The organism is Streptomyces sp. NPDC051051, from assembly GCF_040682975.1.
In the GTDB taxonomy this organism is placed as follows: domain Bacteria; phylum Actinomycetota; class Actinomycetes; order Streptomycetales; family Streptomycetaceae; genus Streptomyces.
The window spans coordinates 308,759-325,045 of sequence record NZ_JBFBCB010000002.1 but is presented as its reverse complement, the minus strand read 5'-3'; the positions used below and the strand labels follow the sequence as shown (position 1 = coordinate 325,045).

Here is a 16,287-nt window from a genome sequence, read left to right as displayed (position 1 = left end):
TTGGAGAGGAACAACAGGGGCTCCGACCTCACGGATGCGCTTGCTTGGGCAAAGTGAGGATTTCGGGCGATGACCCGCGAGCCCGTGTGTCAGGCCTCCTCGAAGTCGCCCGTCAGCGCCGAGGCGATCCGCAGGTGCGGGCCCGCCTCCGCGTGCCGGCCCTGCCGCTCCAGGGTGCGGCCCAGCATCAGCCGGGCGTACTGCTCCACCGGGTCGCGCTCCACAATGGCACGCAACTCGGTCTCGGCGCGGCCGAGTTGAGCCGAGTGGTAATAGGCGCGGGCCAGCAGCAGCCGCGGTCCGGTCTGCTCCGGCACCTCCTCGACCAGCCCGGCCAGGACCCGCGCGGCGGCGGTGTACTCCTTGGCGTCGAAGAACAACCGCGCACGCTCCCAGCGCTCGGCCGGCGTTCCGTGGGCGTAGTACTCGGTGTCGTAGGTCGTGTCCACTCGTGGCCTCCTTCGCGTCGCACAACCGCGACCGATGGTTGAAAATTCCACCAGTACGGCCGGGGTGCTCCGCGGGTTCACATGGCGGCCAGTTCCGCGTCGGCCCGCTCGGTGATCAGGGCGAGCACCCGTCCGGCGACGGCCCGGTCCCCGGCGGGGATGCCGGCGTAGATCCGGGCCGATACCGCCCCCGACTCGGCGCTCACCGTCTCGTACAGTGCGCGCCCGGCGTCCGTGGCGCGGACGGTCCCGCCGTCGGCCGACACCAGTCCCTTGGCCAGGAGTTGGTCGACGGTGGCGTGCACCTCGGCCCGGTCGGCCTTGAGGGAGGCCACGACCAGGGCGACGAGCGCCTCCCGTGCGAGGGGCCGGTCGGCCACGATGACCGACCGGAGGGTGATCTGCTGCGGGAACGTGGCGTCGTGGCGGCTCAGGACGCGTTCGAGGACCGCGCGGGCGGCGTAGTGGGCCAGGCCGATGACGCGGCTGTCGACGGGAGGTGCGGTGCTGGTCATGACGTCCCCTTGTCGCTCTGGTTCCGGTGGTCGCTGTCGTCGTTCTCCTGCGCGGTGGTGTCCGCGGCGCCGTCGTACGGAGGTTCCAGAGGCGCGGCGAGCAGGAGCGCCAGTTCGCCGGTGAACGTGCGGGTGCGGGGACTGTCCAGGCCGCCGAGCGGTTCCGTCAGTTGTTCCAGCAGCGCGTGCACCACCTCGACGGCCCGTCGGGTGACGTCCTCGCCCTGTTCGGTCAGCGCCAGCCGGACCGCGCGCGGATCCCGCGGATCACGGGTGCGCTCGATCAGTCCGGCGGACTCCAGGGCGCGGGCCAGCTTCGACACGTACAGCGGTTCCAGTCCGGTGTGGTCGGCGAGACGCCGCTGGCTGGGGCGCTCGCCGGCGCGCCGCATGCCGTGCAGCGACGCGACGACCGTGTACTGCGCGTGGGTGAGGCCCAGCGGTGCCACCGCCCGGTCCACCGCCACGCGCCACTTCGTGGACAGCCGCCACACCAGGTAGCCGGGCGTGGCCCCTTCGGAACCCGTGCTCATGTGCCATACGGTACATGGCTATTATGTACATGGCTACTGTTCCGTCGGCCCGCCCGGCGCCGTGCCGGACGCCGGATACGCTGGCGCGGTGAACGAGAACCTTCCGCCCTGTCCGAAGTGCTCCTGCGAGTACACCTACGAGATGAACGCCCTGGTGGTGTGCCCGGAGTGCGGCCACGAATGGGTGCCCGCCGAGAGCGGCGCGGATGCCGGCGGCCCCGCGGAGCGGGTCGTCAGGGACTCCGTCGGCAATGTGCTGACGGACGGCGACACGGTGGTGGTCGTCAAGGCCCTCAAGGTCAAGGGCAGTCCGTCGGGCATCAAGGCCGGCGCCAAGGTGCGCAACATCCGGCTGGTCGACGGGGTCGACGGCCACGACATCGACTGCAGGATCGACGGGTTCGGCGCGATGCAGCTGAAGTCGAGCGTGGTCAAGAAGGGCTGACCCCCTCCCCGGGGGAATCCGCGACGGCCTCACCGGATGCAGAATTGCAAAATTTCGCAATTGGTTAGATGCTGGATTTACTGCGCTCGCAGGTAGTGGCGGGCGCAGCCCGCGCCCGCCCCGGTGGGGCGCCGTCGAGGAGAGCCGAGGGTCCCGTGTCCGTTCCGCTGTACCAGGCCAAGGCCGAGTTCTTCCGCATGCTGGGGCATCCGGTACGGATCCGGGTCCTGGAGCTGCTCCAGGACGGACCCACACCGGTGCGCGACCTGCTGGCCGCCATCGAGGTGGAACCCCCCAGCCTGTCCCAGCAACTGGCGACCCTGCGCAGGTCGGGCATCGTCACCGCGACGCGGGAGGGCTCGACGGTCGTCTACGAACTGGCCGGCGGCGACGTCGCCGACCTGATGAGGGCCGCACGCCGGATCCTCACCGACGTGCTGACCGGACAGCACGAGCTGCTCGCCGAACTGCGGGAAGGCGAGGTCACCGCACGATGACGGTCGTCCCCACCCGGATCCGGCACCGGATCACCGACCTGCTCCCCGGCCGCGCCGACCTGGCGGAACTGCGCCGCGATCCGCGCCGGGACCTGCTCGCGGGCCTGACCGTGGCGATCGTCGCGCTGCCCCTCGCCCTCGGATTCGGCGTCTCCTCCGGACTCGGCGCCGAGGCGGGCCTGGCGACCGCGGTCGTCGCCGGCGCGCTCGCCGCCGTGTTCGGCGGCTCGAACCTGCAGGTGTCCGGTCCGACGGGCGCGATGACCGTGGTGCTCGTGCCGATCGTCGCCGCTCACGGCCCCACCGGGGTACTGGCCGTCGGGCTCATGGCCGGCGTGATGCTGGTCGCCCTCGCCCTGCTCAAGGCCGGCAAGTACATGCAGTACGTGCCCGCGCCCGTCGTCGAGGGCTTCACCCTCGGCATCGCCTGCGTGATCGGCCTGCAACAGATACCGAACGCGCTCGGCGTGCCCGAGCCGGAGGGCGACCGCGTCCTCGTGGTCGCCTGGCGTGCCGTGGCGGAGTTCGCCAGGACACCGAACTGGACCGCAGCCGCCCTCGCCCTGGCCGTCGCCGCCGCCATGCTGGCCGGCGCCCGCCTGCGGCCCACGATCCCCTTCTCCATCCTCGCCGTGATCGCGGCCACCGTCGTGGCCCGGGTGGCCGGCCTGGACGCGGCGGAGCCGATCGGCGACCTGCCGTCCGGCCTGCCCGCGCCCTCCCTCTCCTTCCTCGACCCGGGCGCCCTCGGTTCCCTGCTCGCCCCGGCCGTCGCGGTCGCGGCCCTGGCCGCCCTGGAGTCGCTGCTGTCGGCCTCGGTCGCCGACGGCATGACGGTCGGGCAGCGCCACGATCCCGACCGCGAGCTGTTCGGCCAGGGCCTGGCCAACATGGCCGCCCCGCTGTTCGGCGGTGTGCCCGCCACCGGGGCCATCGCCCGCACCGCGGTCAACGTCCGCGGCGGCGCCGGGTCCCGGCTCGCCGCCCTCACCCACGCGGTGATCCTCGCCGTCATCGTGTTCGCCGCCGCGCCCCTCGTCTCCGCGATCCCGCTCGCCGCGCTCGCGGGCGTGCTCCTGGCCACCGCCGTCCGCATGGTCGAGGTCGGCTCGCTGCGGGCGATGGCGCGGGCCACCCGCTCCGACGCGCTGATCCTGGTGCTCACCGCCGTCGCGACCCTCGCGCTCGACCTCGTGTACGCCGTGATCATCGGCCTGGCCGTCGCGGGCGTCCTCGCCCTGCGCGCGGTGGCCAACCAGGCCCGCCTCGAAGAGGTCCCGCTCGACCGGGGCGACCACAGCGCCGAGGAACACCGGCTGCTCGCGGAGCACATCGTGGCGTACCGCATCGACGGACCGCTGTTCTTCGCCGCCGCCCACCGCTTCCTGCTGGAACTGGCGGAGGTCGCCGACGTGCGCGTCGTCATCCTGCGCATGTCCCGCGTGACCACCGTCGACGCCACCGGCGCCCTCGTCCTCAAGGACGCGGTGGAAAAGCTCCACCGGCGCGGCATCGTCGTCATGACGTCCGGGATCCGCGCCGACCAGCGGCAGGTCCTGGACTCGGTCGGCGCGCTGGAACTGCTGCGCCTGGAGGGCCGCGAGTACGCCGACACGCCGGAGGCGATCCGGGCCGCCCACGCCTACCTGCAGCGCGTCGGCCTCATACCGTCCCCGCACGGCAGGCGGGCCCGGCCGCTCGGCGGGGAATCGGAGAGGGCCGCCGGATGAGCGCCCCGCCCGCACCACCGCGAACGGCCGAGGTCCGCGGTGCCACGTTCCCCCGGCCCTCGGAAGGCGGCACACCGGGGCGGCGCGCCCTCGCCGGCAGGACCCGCGGCCCGTACGACGCCCTGTCGCGCCTGCGCCCCACGACGGTGCCCGTGTTCCGCACAGCCCCTGCGGAGCGGTCGTGACGTTCACCCGCCTCGCAGCCCTGCCCCACCGGCACGTGCTCACGCTGCCCGCCGTGCCGTCCGCGGTCCGCACCGCCAGGCAGACGGCCCAGCAGGCCCTGACCGAGTGGGGCATAAGCCTGCGCCACCCCACCGTCGACCCGGCCCTGCTGATCCTCGGCGAGCTGGTCACCAACAGCGTCCGGCACGCCGCGGCGCTCTCCCCGCAGCTGACGGTCGTCTACGCGGCCGGCGAGGACGCCCTGGCCCTCGCCGTGCACGACCGCCATCCTCACCAGCCCCTCCTGTACGGCGCGGTCGCCAGTGGGACGGGCGGGCTGGCCACCGTCATGGAGCTGACCCTCGGTCTCGGCGGCACCGCGGTCGTGCGCACCGACGCCGACGGCCGGGGCAAGAGCATCTGGATCACCCTTCCCCTCTGACCGGACGGCGAAGACCGGTCCACGGCCCCATGACGTCCCGTGCAGAGTTGCTAATCTTGGCAACTGTCGAGGTGGTCACCGCTCTGCGCGGTGCTGTGAGCGGGTGGATGCGACGCGCCGCGGACCGGCCGGTACGGCCGTGCTGCTTTGCCGGGAACGCCGGGAAGCCGGGAAGTCGGGAAGGGGACGGCACGATGAGTACGCCGCTGTACCAACTGAAGGCCGAGTTCTTCAAGACGCTGGGCCACCCGGCGCGCATCCGCGTCCTGGAGCTGCTGAGCGAACGCGAGCACGCGGTGGCGGAGATGCTGCCCGAGGTGGGCATCGAGCCGGCCCATCTGTCGCAGCAGCTCGCCGTGCTGCGCCGGGCGAACCTGGTGGTGACCCGGAAAGAGGGCTCGACCGTGTACTACTCGCTGACCAGCCCGTACATCACCGAGCTGCTCCGGGTCGCGCGGACCATCCTGTCCGGGGTGCTGGCCGGGCAGGCCGAACTGCTCGCCGATCTGCAGGCCGCCCGCACCCAGGGGGGACCCCCGTCCTGACGGTGGCCTCAGAACCGCCGACGGACCCGGCGGCCGCCGACCGGCGTCACGACCACTGCGCCTCGTACCCGGGCACGCGCCCGGCGCCGTCCGGCCACAGCACCTCGACGTCGACGCCGTGGCTGCGTGTGCAGGCCACCAGGTGGGCGGTGGTGTCACGGCCGTCGGAGGCCGTGCCGTCCCAGATCGCCACCACCTCGCGCAGGCCCGCAGCACGCGCTCGTCGGCGCGGATGCAGGCGTCCCGGTCGGCAGGGTCGTACTCCAGCAGCCGTACCCGCTGGGACGGCAGCAGCTCCCCGGCGGCCAGCCGGTCCCGCTCCCGCCGCAGCGCGGGCATCCGGTTTCCGTGCCGACTCGAACCGTGACAGCGCGTAGCGGAGAGGCGCCTCCGCCTCGGCCCACCGGTGCAGGGCCGCCAGGTCGTTGCCGATGTGCTGGTGGACCGAAGCCAGGTAGAGGCCGATCAGCTCTGCCGGCTTCCCCGGGATGCCGGCACGACAGATGGCCTCGCTGCGCCGGTGGATGGCCAGTGCTTCGGTCGCACGGCCACTCTGACGAAGCTGCCGGCCCAGTGAGTTGAGGGCGGTGAGTTCGGCGAGGCGGCTCTGCGCGCCGGACTGGTTCGAGAGGTGGTCTGCGGATTCCTGGAACCGGGCGGTGGCTTCGTCGGTCCGCCCGAGGCGGTTCAGTGCTCCTGCCGCATAGATCAGCGCCCAGCCGACCTGGAGCTGGTCTGCGACCTCGCGCGCCGCTTCCAGGGCGGCTTCCGCGGCCGACAGGGCGGCGTCGGGGTCGAAGAGACACTGGTTGTAGGCCCACGCCAGGTAGTTGAGCTGGACGGCCTCGTCCCGCCGGCTACCCAGTGCGCGAGCGGAATCGACGGCCTGTTGGAAGACCTCCGCCCACAGCTCCCAGTGCAGGGTGCGGTCAGAGAACCAGTGCATCGCCTCGGCCGCGTCGATGACCTCCTGGTGACGGCCGGCTGTCCGGGACCGTCCCAGAGCGGCGAGCCACTGGTCCCGCTCGGCCTCCAGCCAGCTGCGGGCCTGCTCGTTGTCCGCGGGCGCGGTGGCCGGGTCGGGATCGTCGCCGGGCGCGCCCTGGTGGTCCGCGTCGAAGTGCAGCGCGGCGGCGGTGGTCCGGCGCAGTACCCATCTGGCGGTCCGGTCCTGCGCGGCGGCGGTTTCCGCGGGCTCGTCCTCCTCGGCCAGCTGTTCGGCGGCGTGCACGGCGAAGGCGGTCTTGCCCAGGCCGGGCTGCCCGGAGACGACGGCGACCGGGGGGTGGGCCGGATCGAGGCGCTCGGCCAGTTCCCGCAGCCGGGCCAGGGCAGGGGCGCGGGCGGTGAAGTCGTGGAGGTCACGGGGGAGCGCGAGCCTGTGGAGCACCGCCGTGCCGGCGGCCGGGTCGGTGGGCTGTGCGGTGCTCTGAGGAGTGGCGGGGGTCGAGCGAGATCACGGGCGGCCGAGGCCGGCTGCCCGCTCCAACTCCCGGGCACCGGCTGCATCCAGCCCCAAGGCGCCGGCCAGGGCCTGTACGGTGCGGCGCTGAGGTCCTCGGGACCTGCCCCGCTCGAGGTCCGACAACGCCCGGACGCTCACTCCTGACGCGTGCGCCAGGGTTTCCTGGCTGAGTCCGGCGGCCGTACGCAGACCGTGCAGGCGCTCGCCGAATCCGCCCGAGGCCGGTGTGCCGGTGCTCATGCCTGCGTATCTCCCCTGGTCAGTGGGGTCCGACCGGATCGACGGACCATCCGGCAGAAGTATGCAAGACGTTACTTCTGCTGGTGAAACCACATGGCCCGGTCCGTTTCGACCGTGTTGGCTTGACGCGGATCGGGCGGCGGGGGCCGGACCGGAGCGCCTCGCTCTGCTCCCGGACCGCCCGTACCGTCCGTCCGGCAGCGGTATCTCATGCAGGTACGCCCCTGCGCACGCTCCGGGTCCGATGACCTTCTTCACCCTGGGGAACGACATGTTTGCAAGAGGCTCTCGCGCCGTGACGGCCAGGCCCCCGGGGGCCGTGCCCCGCTCGGAGCTCTTCCGTCGGCACCGTGTGCTACGAAGGCTGGTTCTTCCGGTTCTTACGCTGCTCTTCCTGGCCGCGACGCTGCCGACCCCGACGACCGCGGTGGCGGCGTCCGGAAGCACGTACGGAAACGCCCGCCTCGACCAGTGGTCGTGGCTGACCACCCACAACTCCTACGCCGACGAGGGGGCGTTGCCGCCCCGCAACCAGTCGCGCAACATCTCCCAGCAGCTCGACGACGGTGTGCGCGGACTGATGCTCGACACCTACGACGTGTCCGTCAACCCCGACGACCCGTACGTCGACCTCATGATGTGTCACTCGACGGCCGCCTGCTTCGAGAGCTTTCGGGGCGGGCTCGGCAGAGTGGTGGACTTCCTGCAGGCCAACGAGGACGAAGTCGTCACGATCTTCCTCGAGAACTACGCCAGCCGCGAGACGCTCACCCAGGCGTTCACCGACGTGCTGACGGCCAAGCACGCGCAGAACCTGCTGTTCTCGCCCACCAAGTACGACATCGACAAGCGCAACTGGCCGCTCCTGCGCACCATGGTCGCCGACAACCGGCGTCTGGTGGTCTTCCAGGACAAGTGGGCCGACGACGTGCCTGTTCGGTCCTCTTCGGACGGGCGTCTCATGTACACCTGGTCGCACACGGTGGAGACGCTCTACGACTACGACGGCCGGCCGAACGGCTGCGCGTCACGCAACGGCAACCCGGTGGGGCAGAACCCCATGCCCGGCACGTCCCTGACTCCCCTGTTCACCATGAACCAGTTCGACTCGAGCGTGCTGAATCCGGAAGCCAAGGCTCCGGGCGACAACGGAGCGAGCCTCAAGAAGCGGATCGACAACGACTGCCGGCCCGCCGCGGGCCGGAACCCGAACTTCGTGGCCGTGAATTTCTACCAGCACAGCGACACCGCCGGCGTCACCCCGCTGTCGGTGGTCGCGGAACTGAACCGCAACGCCTACATCTACCCGCCGCACCCGGCTCTGTGGACCGTCAACTCCGCCAAGCAGTACGTCGGGCAGACCCATGAGACCTACGCTTCGAACCGGTGCATGGTGCGCGGCGAGGAGTTCTCGGACGGCCAGGGCGGTCTGGTCACGCAGCGCGTCTGCGCGAACCCGGCACCCAGCAGCCACCAGTGGACCGCCACCAAGCCCTCGTACGACGGCAAGGGCTTCTACTGGATCAAGGCGGGGAACGGCTCCTGCCTCACCGTTCCTTACAACAACGGCACGCCGCCCGGCGTCGGCACGCAGATGTTCTGGTGGCCGTGCGAAACCCGGTGGTCCTCCGGAAGCCAGCTGTGGAACGTCATCCCGGTGGACCAGTTGGGCGGGGTGCGCGCCTACTACTTCGTCAACCAGTGGACCGGGAAATGCCTGACCCTGGACCCCGCGACGACCGGCGCCAAGGCCGGCAAGGTCACCCAGGCGGCCTGCCCGACCCGCTGACGGTTCCCCAGGGGGCTGCTTCGCGGGCGGTGCGGTCGGGTCGTCGCACACGGTGGGACACGGGCCTGTGCCGGGGCAGGAGGGGACGGCCTCCCGCTGCGCGATCGACTCCGTGAACATGCGGGCTCTGAAGAGGGGACCCGACGGGTCCGCCCCCCCGTCGACCGGGGCAAGTGCGGATCGAAGCCCCCTCATCCTCCGGGGATTCGCGATGCTCCGTAACGGAGCCTCCCGTGAAAACCGGTCTCCCCGAACGAGCCGTCACATGACGGGCCCAGACTTGGCGAAGGACCTAAAGGCACCCTATTTCCGATCGGCCGAACAACGCCCATCGAAATTGACGCGGAACAACTCACCAGGTGAATAGGGTCGTTATGGTGTCAATGATCCATCACGCCGATCAGGGTTCGACGGACCGCACGCGAATCACCGGTTCGGCCCTGCCACCGCACCGCTGTCGCCACTACCACCAGAACGACGAACAGCACCGAAAACTCCTTCCAACTCGGCTCGGCACTCGCCGACCCTTTCCCGGAGAAGGTTTCACATGCGTATTCGAGTAATGGGCACCGTCCTCGCGGGTGTCACCCTCGCCACCCTCGCGACACCTTCACACGCCGCGCCCTTGCCGGCACCGAACATCGAGGCCGTCCGCACCGTGCAGCGACAAGCCATGGCGCAGGGCGCACCGGGCGCACTGACCCTCATCGACGACCAGGCCACCTACTACGGCGTCGCGAGCGGCAAGGCGAACACGGCCACGGGTGCCAGAATGGACACCGGCCGACGGTTCCGAATCGGAAGCGTCACCAAGACCTTCAGCACGGTCGTTCTCATGCAGTTGGTCTCCGAGGGCCTCGTCGACCTGGACGCGCCCGCCAACGCGTACCTGCCCACTCCCCTGCCGAGCAGCTCCATCACCGTCCGGCACCTGCTCAGCCACCGCAGCGGGCTCTACGACTACACCAATGACATGTTCTACTCCACCGTCCCGGGCTTCGAAGCGGTGCGGAACAAAACATTCAGCCTCCAGGAACTGATCAACAAGTCCACGGCGCGCCCGCTGACCATCACGCCCGGATCCGGTTACAGCTACTCCAACACCAATTTCGTGGTGATCGGCCAGATCATCGAGCACCTCACGGGGAAGCCGCTCGCCGAGCAGTACCAGCAGCGCATCTTCGAACCGCTCAAGCTCGACAACACCTCCTACGTGCACCCCCTGGTCGGCATCACCGGGTCCTCCGCACGCGGCTACCTGCGACCGGACGACACCACGCTTCCCCTGGTGGACTCCACGGAACAGACGGTCTCCTGGGCGCAGTCCGCCGGCGCAATCGTCTCCAATGCCGAGGATCTCAACACGTTCTTCAGCGCTCTGCTCTCCGGCGCGCTGCTTCCGGAGAGCGCTCTGCGGCAGATGACGACCACGCTCCCCGTCAACGCGGACGGCAGCCAGGCCTACGGTCTGGGTCTGCGCGCCAGGAAGCTGTCCTGCGGTGTGACGGTCTACGGACACACCGGCACCGTGCAGGGTTACTACACCTGGGCCTTCGGTACCCCTGACGGCAGCCGCACCATGACCTCCATGGCCAACACCTCGAACAACGGGACTGTGAACACCACGTTGGGCGGGACGGTGGAAGCGACGTTCTGCGGCACCGCCCCGACGGCGGCCTCCCTCAGGACCGCGGCAGCGGCGGACGGCGGGTTCCGCGAGGAGATCGCCCCGGACGTCGTTCGCGGCCGCCGATGACCATGTCCGAGCCGCCGGGACAGGGCTGACGACGCAGCACGCCGGAGGCGGAGCCCGGCGGGCTTGCCCGCCGGGCTCCGCCGAACCGGTCGACGCGCCGGGCTGCCGCGAAAGCAGACCTTGATCGTGGATCATCAAGCCCTGTGGGGCGTGGGGACCCGACGAACCACCGGTGGGCCCGGGTTGAGCCGTGGCTGCCGCAGGACGTCAGGCCGGGCCGTCCGCCGGGCAGGCCTGACGTCGGTGTGAACACGGCGGCAGCTGAGGGACGGCATACGTCGGTGGCCCAGGTCGTCGACCACGTACTGGCGCACATCATCGAGGACCTCGTCGGCGTCCCGGTCGATCCGGTTCGGTATCCGGCGAACACGGTCCGGGCTCGCGCGACCAGCCTCCTCCGCCAGGATCCAGCCGTTCTTGCGCTGCAGCGGAACGATCGACTCCCGCACACACGCCGGCGCCGGCTCCCTCGGCTCCCACCTGTTGAACCGGTGTACGAACCGCTCATGCACCACGTGCAGTCCACGCGCCCACAAGCTGACACCGGCAAGGTGCCCACCCGTGACCCGCACCGACGACCGGGCCGGCCGGCAGTCACGGCGAACACCGTCGCAGCACTGGTCCTCCGGCGGCGGAGCCGCTCTGCCCCTTGTGCTCCCACCGCCGCCCCGGCGCGGGCCGTGTCTGCGCGTCCACCGATCGGAGGAGGGCCCGTGCCCCGTACTCGTTGCCGTCCGACCGGATCGTCATTCTCGGAGCCGGGCCGTCCGGTCCGATCTGCACGCCGAGCTGAAGCGGCTTGGCCACCGCGCCTGGACGCTGCTGGAGGCCGCCCCCGTGCGCGGCGGGCTCGTGCCGTGTCCGTGGTCGGTCCGGCCGGCTTCACATGGGACCTGGGCGGGCACGTGGCCTTCCGGTCCGGACGCTACCGAAGGGTGGATTCAAGCAGCAGTTCGCTCAGGTCCGCCGGCATGGTGATCATGCAGTCGTGCCCGGTCGGCAGTTCCCGTATCCGTGCCGGGGAGCCGTCGGGCTGTGTCGCCGGGACGGGCCGCCGCACGATGCCTTCCGGCTCCGCGCCGACGCAGTGGAGGTGCGTGCGCGGAACCGAGTCCACGGCAGGGTTGTCCAGCCGGACCGGTTCCAGCAGACAGCGCACCGGCTGATCGGAAGGCATCGCACGCAGCCATGCGACGTCCGCCGGGTCGGTGACCCCGAACAGGCCGAGGGGCGGAGGCATCTCGGGCAAGCGATGAGGGCCCCTACCTGATTCGTAGTGGTGCGGGAGTGACCTCGAGACTGCTGATGACTCGTCAGTGAAGTCGGCATCGGGTCAGCGCTCGTTCGGCCAGAGCTGTCCCCAGGCACTCACACCCTGGAATCGCGGGAGGCCGCGCACGACGCCTCGCGGCAACACGGAGAGTGGCCTTCCGCCGTCGGCCGCAACTGTCGGCCGGGTGGAGAGGCGTCAGGCGTCATGGACAACAGGCTCCGGAGTTTCCCCAGGTCAGCGCACCCTTCCGCGGGGTTTCAAGGGCACCGGCGGTAGCTCGGGGGCGGGCAGCGGGCCCCCGTCGTAGCCCTTCACCTCGCCGAAGCGGGTGCCGGCCATCCAGTCCTGACGGGCCTGTTCGATCTCGGCCTGGGTGCGGCCGACGAAGTTCCACCACATGATCAGCTCTTCGTCGAAGGGCTCGCCGCCGAGCAGCATCACCGCGGCGTCGGACTCGGCGCGCAGGGGCAGTTCGCGGCGGCCGCAGCCGAGGTAGAGCATGGAGCCCGGCAGCACGGGGACACCGTCCACGTGCACCTCGCCGGACATCGCCAGGACGCCGTACTCGAAGTCGGGGACGAGCGGCAGCCGGACGTCGGCGCCGCGGGCGAGCGCCAGGTCGGCGCCCACGATCGGGGTGTACGCCGTGCCGGGCGAGGTCGCGCCGTCGAGGTCGCCCAGGATCACGGTCGCGGTGAGGCCGGGGGCCGTGACCGCGGGCAGCGTGGCGTGGTGCTCGAAGTGCGGGTCGGTGTGCCGGTGGGCGTCGGGCAGCGCGACCCAGAGCTGGGCGCCGTGCAGCATGGGGGCGTGCGACCTGGGGCTCTCCTCGGAATGGCTGATCGCCCGTCCCGAGGTCATCAGGCCCAGTTCGCGGGGCCGGATCGTCTGGAGGCTGCCGGTGGAGTCGCGGTGCAGCACCTCGCCCTCGTGCAGCCAGCTGACGGTCTGGAGACCGATGTGCGGGTGCGGCGGGACCTGCATGCCCGGCTCGTCGGCGATGTCGTCGGGGCCGTAGTGGTCGACGAACGCCCAGGCGCCGATCATGCGCCGGCCGAGGTTCGGCAGCAGTCGGCGCACCTCGGTCGACTCCCCGAGTCGGACGTGCCGAGGACTCAGCAGTTCCCGCACGGGCTCGGCGACGACGAATCCGCGTCCGCCGCACAGGCTGGGCACGGGCGCACGGTCAAGGTTGCTCATGACCCACAACCTAACGCGTCACCGGTCGGTCAGGGCGGCGGCGAGTTCCCTGCTGGCGCGGACGATCTCGTGGTCCGGTTCGTCGAGCAGGTGGCGCAGGACGCCGCGCTGGGCGCGGACGGCGTGGCGCGCGTCGCGTTCCCATTCCACGTACCTCTCGCGGTGGCGCAGCAGCTTGGGGTAGGCGGCGGCGGTGGTCTCCCACTGCCGGGCGTTCGCGATGCTCCTGAGCAGGCGCAGTATCTCGACGCGGCAGCTGACCTGCGGGAGCCGGACGAGTTCCCAGAGGAAGGGCACCGTGGCGGCCGTCGCCTGGCCCACCACGAAGCCGTACTGGCAGATGCGCCGGCGCAGTTGGCCGAGCGCGGGCCCGGCGGTGTCGGCGTCGCCGCGGGCGACGGTGGTCAGCAGGACCGGAATGGCTTCGGCGGACCCGGTCGAGTCGGCCATCTCGGGCCAGGGGACGTCTCCCAGGTCCTCGAGCGGCGCGGATCCCTTGATGGCGGTCATGTCAGGTGTGGGTGCGGGTCGGGAGCATGGCCCAGACGGTCTTGCCCACGGGGCAGCGGCGGGTCCAGCCCCAGTGCTCCGAGAGGGCCTCGATGATGTGCAGTCCCCGGCCGTGCTCCAGCAGGGGGTCTCCGGCGCGCGGGTAGACCGGCAGGTCGTCGCTCGGGTCGGTGACGGCGCACACCAGGTGGGAACGGCGCAGCGAGAGCCTGAGCCGCACGTCCGCGGAGTCCTCGGAAGGGTCCGGCAGGGCGTGCAGGACGGCGTTGGCCGCGAGTTCGGTGACGACGGTGAGGGCGTCGTCGGCACAGTGCTCCAGGGACCAGCCGTCCAGGGTGCGGTGGGTGAAGTCCCGTGCTGCGGCGAAACCCTCCCGGCAGCCCGAGAGGTGCAGCACGGCCGTTCTGGGCGAGTCGCGGACGACGGGCTCGTGAATCCGGAACTGCGCAGGTGATGGCACGGCATCTCCCTGAGGCAACGTCAATACGGGTCGGGGGAAGTGCGGTTGACGACAGGGCTATTATCCACGCTGACGATGTCCTCGTGCAATTTCACGGGAAATTGCGCGTACTAGCGAGGAGAGTGCTGTGTCGTCAGTGCCGAACGGAGTCCGGGCGAGCGCGCTCGGCGCCCGCTGGATCAAGAGCAGTCACAGCAATGCCGAGGGCAACTGTGTCGAGGTGGCCGTTCTGGACGGGGGAGGGGTCGCGATGCGCAACTCCCGTGACCCGGAGGGGCCGGCGCTGGTCTACACGCCGGCCGAGGTGGCGGCGTTCGTGGCCGGAGCGAAGGGCGGGGAGTTCGACCACCTGCTGTGACGGTCTCCGGCCACCGGTGCCGCAGCGGCGCGGACGGACCCAATTCCCCTGCGGCGTGCGGTCGGTGGCCTCCGGGTGCGACAATGGAGTCTGTCGTCCGCACGTCAACGCAAGCCGGAACGGGGAGTCAGGATGTCTGCCGAGTCGCCTCGCGTCTCCCGCCTCGAACCGTATCTGAACCGGTCCGAGCCCGCCCCGACCTTGCTGAAAATGCTGGTCGGCGTACAGCTGGCGGGTATCCGTGAGAGTGCCGGGATGTCCCAGGACCAGGCCGCGCGGGCGCTCGGGTTCAGCCCGGCGAAGCTCTCGCGGATAGAGGCGGGCAAGGGACGCCGTCCTCCCACGGAGACCGACGTCCGCGCGCTCCTGGACCTGTACGGGACGGATGCCTACGAGGCCTCCGTCCTGCTCCAGTTGCTGCGGCGGGCGGGGGAGCCGGGCTGGTGGCAGCGGTACGACAAGCGGCTGATGCCCGAGTGGTTCGACCGTCTGGTGGGACTCCAGGAGGCGGCCACCGCCATCCGTACCTTCGAGATCCAGTACGTACCGGGGCTGCTGCAGACCCCGGCGTACACCCGGGCCGTCGTCGAGCGCGGCCTGCCGACGGCGCCCGTCCGTGAGGTGGAGCGCCGGGTGGAGCTGCGCATGCGCCGCACCCAGCTCCTGGAGCGGCCGGACGCCCCGCAACTGTGGGCCGTCGTCGACGAGTCGGTGCTCCTGCGGGTGCTCGGCGGCCGCGAGGTGATGCGGGAGCAGCTCGACCACCTGGTGCGGATGGCCTCGCTGCCCCACGTGACCGTGCAGGTCGTGCCGTTGGACGTCACCCACGCGTCCGCGCCGGCGATCCCGGTGACCTATCTGCGGTTCGGCGGCTCCGACCTGCCCGATGTCGTCTACCTCGAGCAGATCAGGAGCGCCACCTTCCTGGAGGACCAGGACGAGACGGAGGAGTACCGGGTCACGCTGGACCGGCTGGCCGACGAGGCGCTCAATCCGCGCGAGTCCCTCGCGCTCCTGCGCGAGACGGCGCAGACCCGTTACCGGACCCCCTGACCCCGGACGCCGCGGTCAGGGGGGCGGCGGTGTCGGTCAGGGGAGCCTGGCCACGCCGCCGAACTCGATCCACTCCTGGGTGAGCTGACGAGGCGCCACCTCGGTGTCCGGTCGCCAGGTGGACACCTCCACCAGACCGGGGTCGAGGATCTCCAGGCCCTCGAACAGTGCTTCCATGTCCTTCTCCGTGCGCACCCGGCCCCAGTGGCCCTGCGTGGCCTGGTCCATGAAGTTCGTGACGAACTCGCGTACCTCCGGGTCCTCGCTGACCAGTTGGCACATCACCAGGAAGCTGCCCGGCGCGAGGTGTTCGGCCACCCGTCGGACCACGGCCGGCGGCCCGTCGGTCTCACTGTCCGGGATGCAGTGGAAGACCGAGTTGAACAGCACGGCCACCGGCTCCGAGAAGTCGATCAGACGCTCGGTGTCGGGGTGGGTGAAGATCGCCTCGGTCTCGCGCAGGTCGGCGTGTATCACCGTGGTGCGCCGGTCCTGCTCCAGCAGGGCCCGGCCGTGGACGAGCACCATCGGATCGTTGTCGACGTAGACGACGTGTGCGGTCGGGTCGATGCCCTGCGCGACCTGGTGCACGTTGTTCTGCGTGGGCAGACCTGACCCGTGGTCGAGGTACTGCCGTATTCCGTACTCCTGCGTCAGGGTCCGTACGACCCGCTGCAGGAAACGCCGGTTGTTCAGGGCGAGGGCGCGCGTGCTGGGGACGACCTTGTCGAGTTCCTCGCACGCCGCGCGGTCCGCCGCGTAGTTGTCCTTGCCGCCCAGATAGTGGTCGTACATGCGCGCGGCTGTCGGAACCGTGGCATCGATCGACGTGGACAGCTGCTTGCCAGACTGCATCTCATCC

General features: G+C 70.8%; 18 protein-coding genes and 2 pseudogenes. 9 read left to right on the top strand and 11 right to left on the bottom strand.

The genetic code is table 11. The features are described from left to right. Positions 1-89 precede the first annotated feature (89 nt). The 3 genes from AB0N31_RS03135 to AB0N31_RS03125 form a co-directional block, all read right to left on the bottom strand. A complete protein-coding gene (locus tag AB0N31_RS03135) occupies positions 90-449 on the bottom strand; it encodes a tetratricopeptide repeat protein (RefSeq protein ID WP_366056587.1) in 360 nt (119 codons plus the stop codon). Positions 450-526: 77 nt separating this feature from the next. After that, positions 527-964, bottom strand: a complete 438-nt coding sequence (locus AB0N31_RS03130) for a MarR family transcriptional regulator (protein WP_366056586.1) — start codon at positions 962-964, stop codon at positions 527-529. Then, complete coding sequence (locus AB0N31_RS03125) at positions 961-1,497, bottom strand: MarR family transcriptional regulator (protein ID WP_366056585.1); 537 nt, start codon at positions 1,495-1,497, stop codon at positions 961-963. Before AB0N31_RS03125 ends, AB0N31_RS03130 begins: the two co-directional genes overlap by 4 nt. A gap of 88 nt (positions 1,498-1,585) precedes the next feature. Between AB0N31_RS03125 and AB0N31_RS03120 the strand changes: the two genes are divergently transcribed. From AB0N31_RS03120 to AB0N31_RS03100, 5 genes are all read left to right on the top strand, one after another. Then, positions 1,586-1,942: a zinc ribbon domain-containing protein YjdM gene (locus tag AB0N31_RS03120; RefSeq protein ID WP_366056584.1), complete on the top strand. Its 357-nt coding sequence runs from the start codon at positions 1,586-1,588 to the stop codon at positions 1,940-1,942. Between the two features lie 155 nt (positions 1,943-2,097). Next, positions 2,098-2,439 (top strand): metalloregulator ArsR/SmtB family transcription factor, encoded by a 342-nt coding sequence (locus tag AB0N31_RS03115; RefSeq protein ID WP_363087966.1) that lies wholly within the window; start codon positions 2,098-2,100, stop codon positions 2,437-2,439. Then, entirely contained in the window at positions 2,436-4,169 is a 1,734-nt protein-coding gene (locus tag AB0N31_RS03110) for a SulP family inorganic anion transporter (protein WP_366056582.1), read from the top strand. Before AB0N31_RS03115 ends, AB0N31_RS03110 begins: the two co-directional genes overlap by 4 nt. A 181-nt stretch (positions 4,170-4,350) precedes the next feature. Next, positions 4,351-4,776, top strand: coding sequence for an ATP-binding protein (locus AB0N31_RS03105; RefSeq protein WP_366056581.1), 426 nt, complete (start codon positions 4,351-4,353; stop codon positions 4,774-4,776). 194 nt (positions 4,777-4,970) lie between these two features. Next, positions 4,971-5,321, top strand: coding sequence for a metalloregulator ArsR/SmtB family transcription factor (locus tag AB0N31_RS03100; RefSeq protein ID WP_366056580.1), 351 nt, complete (start codon positions 4,971-4,973; stop codon positions 5,319-5,321). A 46-nt stretch (positions 5,322-5,367) separates the two neighbouring features. Here the strand turns inward: AB0N31_RS03100 and AB0N31_RS03095 are convergent, their stop codons facing one another. Continuing rightward, positions 5,368-6,711 carry a tetratricopeptide repeat protein gene (locus AB0N31_RS03095; protein WP_366056579.1) on the bottom strand — a complete coding sequence of 448 codons (1,344 nt, stop codon included), beginning with the start codon at positions 6,709-6,711 and terminating at the stop codon, positions 5,368-5,370. A 66-nt stretch (positions 6,712-6,777) separates the two neighbouring features. Further along, complete coding sequence (locus tag AB0N31_RS03090; RefSeq protein WP_366056578.1) at positions 6,778-7,026, bottom strand: helix-turn-helix domain-containing protein; 249 nt, start codon at positions 7,024-7,026, stop codon at positions 6,778-6,780. 352 nt (positions 7,027-7,378) lie between these two features. On the opposite strand from AB0N31_RS03090, the gene AB0N31_RS03085 reads away from it, so the two are divergent. After that, a complete protein-coding gene (locus AB0N31_RS03085) occupies positions 7,379-8,815 on the top strand; it encodes an RICIN domain-containing protein (RefSeq protein ID WP_366056577.1) in 1,437 nt (478 codons plus the stop codon). Positions 8,816-9,362: 547 nt separating this feature from the next. Beyond that, positions 9,363-10,571 (top strand): serine hydrolase domain-containing protein, encoded by a 1,209-nt coding sequence (locus AB0N31_RS03080; RefSeq protein ID WP_366056576.1) that lies wholly within the window; start codon positions 9,363-9,365, stop codon positions 10,569-10,571. Between the two features lie 278 nt (positions 10,572-10,849). On the opposite strand, the pseudogene AB0N31_RS03075 reads toward AB0N31_RS03080, so the two are convergent. From AB0N31_RS03075 to AB0N31_RS03055, 5 genes and pseudogenes are all read right to left on the bottom strand, one after another. Further along, a pseudogene (locus AB0N31_RS03075) lies at positions 10,850-11,143 on the bottom strand (IS701 family transposase); the annotation flags it as partial. Between the two features lie 353 nt (positions 11,144-11,496). Beyond that, positions 11,497-11,820: pseudogene (locus AB0N31_RS03070) on the bottom strand (alpha/beta hydrolase); the annotation flags it as partial. A gap of 258 nt (positions 11,821-12,078) precedes the next feature. Next, a complete protein-coding gene (locus tag AB0N31_RS03065) occupies positions 12,079-13,044 on the bottom strand; it encodes a pirin family protein (protein WP_366056575.1) in 966 nt (321 codons plus the stop codon). An 18-nt stretch (positions 13,045-13,062) separates the two neighbouring features. Continuing rightward, positions 13,063-13,554 (bottom strand): hypothetical protein, encoded by a 492-nt coding sequence (locus tag AB0N31_RS03060; protein ID WP_366056574.1) that lies wholly within the window; start codon positions 13,552-13,554, stop codon positions 13,063-13,065. 1 nt (position 13,555) lies between these two features. Then, positions 13,556-14,014 (bottom strand): ATP-binding protein, encoded by a 459-nt coding sequence (locus tag AB0N31_RS03055; RefSeq protein ID WP_366056572.1) that lies wholly within the window; start codon positions 14,012-14,014, stop codon positions 13,556-13,558. A 127-nt stretch (positions 14,015-14,141) separates the two neighbouring features. On the opposite strand from AB0N31_RS03055, the gene AB0N31_RS03050 reads away from it, so the two are divergent. Continuing rightward, on the top strand, positions 14,142-14,372 hold the full coding sequence (locus tag AB0N31_RS03050; protein ID WP_366056571.1) for a DUF397 domain-containing protein: 231 nt from the start codon (positions 14,142-14,144) through the stop codon (positions 14,370-14,372). 132 nt (positions 14,373-14,504) lie between these two features. Continuing rightward, entirely contained in the window at positions 14,505-15,425 is a 921-nt protein-coding gene (locus AB0N31_RS03045) for a helix-turn-helix transcriptional regulator (RefSeq protein ID WP_366056570.1), read from the top strand. A gap of 36 nt (positions 15,426-15,461) precedes the next feature. Here the strand turns inward: AB0N31_RS03045 and AB0N31_RS03040 are convergent, their stop codons facing one another. Further along, positions 15,462-16,280 (bottom strand): SAM-dependent methyltransferase, encoded by an 819-nt coding sequence (locus AB0N31_RS03040; protein ID WP_366056569.1) that lies wholly within the window; start codon positions 16,278-16,280, stop codon positions 15,462-15,464. Positions 16,281-16,287: the final 7 nt, after the last annotated feature.

What these genes read in the sequence shown, in the direction of transcription:
- AB0N31_RS03090 (WP_366056578.1), bottom strand. Translation starts at nt 7,026, where the DNA reads ATGAGCACCGGCACACCGGCCTCGGGCGGATTCGGCGAGCGCCTGCAC.
- AB0N31_RS03065 (WP_366056575.1), bottom strand. Translation starts at nt 13,044, where the DNA reads ATGAGCAACCTTGACCGTGCGCCCGTGCCCAGCCTGTGCGGCGGACGC.
- AB0N31_RS03045 (WP_366056570.1), top strand. Translation starts at nt 14,505, where the DNA reads ATGTCTGCCGAGTCGCCTCGCGTCTCCCGCCTCGAACCGTATCTGAAC.
- AB0N31_RS03040 (WP_366056569.1), bottom strand. Translation starts at nt 16,280, where the DNA reads ATGCAGTCTGGCAAGCAGCTGTCCACGTCGATCGATGCCACGGTTCCG.
- AB0N31_RS03100 (WP_366056580.1), top strand. Translation starts at nt 4,971, where the DNA reads ATGAGTACGCCGCTGTACCAACTGAAGGCCGAGTTCTTCAAGACGCTG.
- AB0N31_RS03080 (WP_366056576.1), top strand. Translation starts at nt 9,363, where the DNA reads ATGCGTATTCGAGTAATGGGCACCGTCCTCGCGGGTGTCACCCTCGCC.
- AB0N31_RS03125 (WP_366056585.1), bottom strand. Translation starts at nt 1,497, where the DNA reads ATGAGCACGGGTTCCGAAGGGGCCACGCCCGGCTACCTGGTGTGGCGG.
- AB0N31_RS03060 (WP_366056574.1), bottom strand. Translation starts at nt 13,554, where the DNA reads ATGACCGCCATCAAGGGATCCGCGCCGCTCGAGGACCTGGGAGACGTC.
- AB0N31_RS03130 (WP_366056586.1), bottom strand. Translation starts at nt 964, where the DNA reads ATGACCAGCACCGCACCTCCCGTCGACAGCCGCGTCATCGGCCTGGCC.
- AB0N31_RS03110 (WP_366056582.1), top strand. Translation starts at nt 2,436, where the DNA reads ATGACGGTCGTCCCCACCCGGATCCGGCACCGGATCACCGACCTGCTC.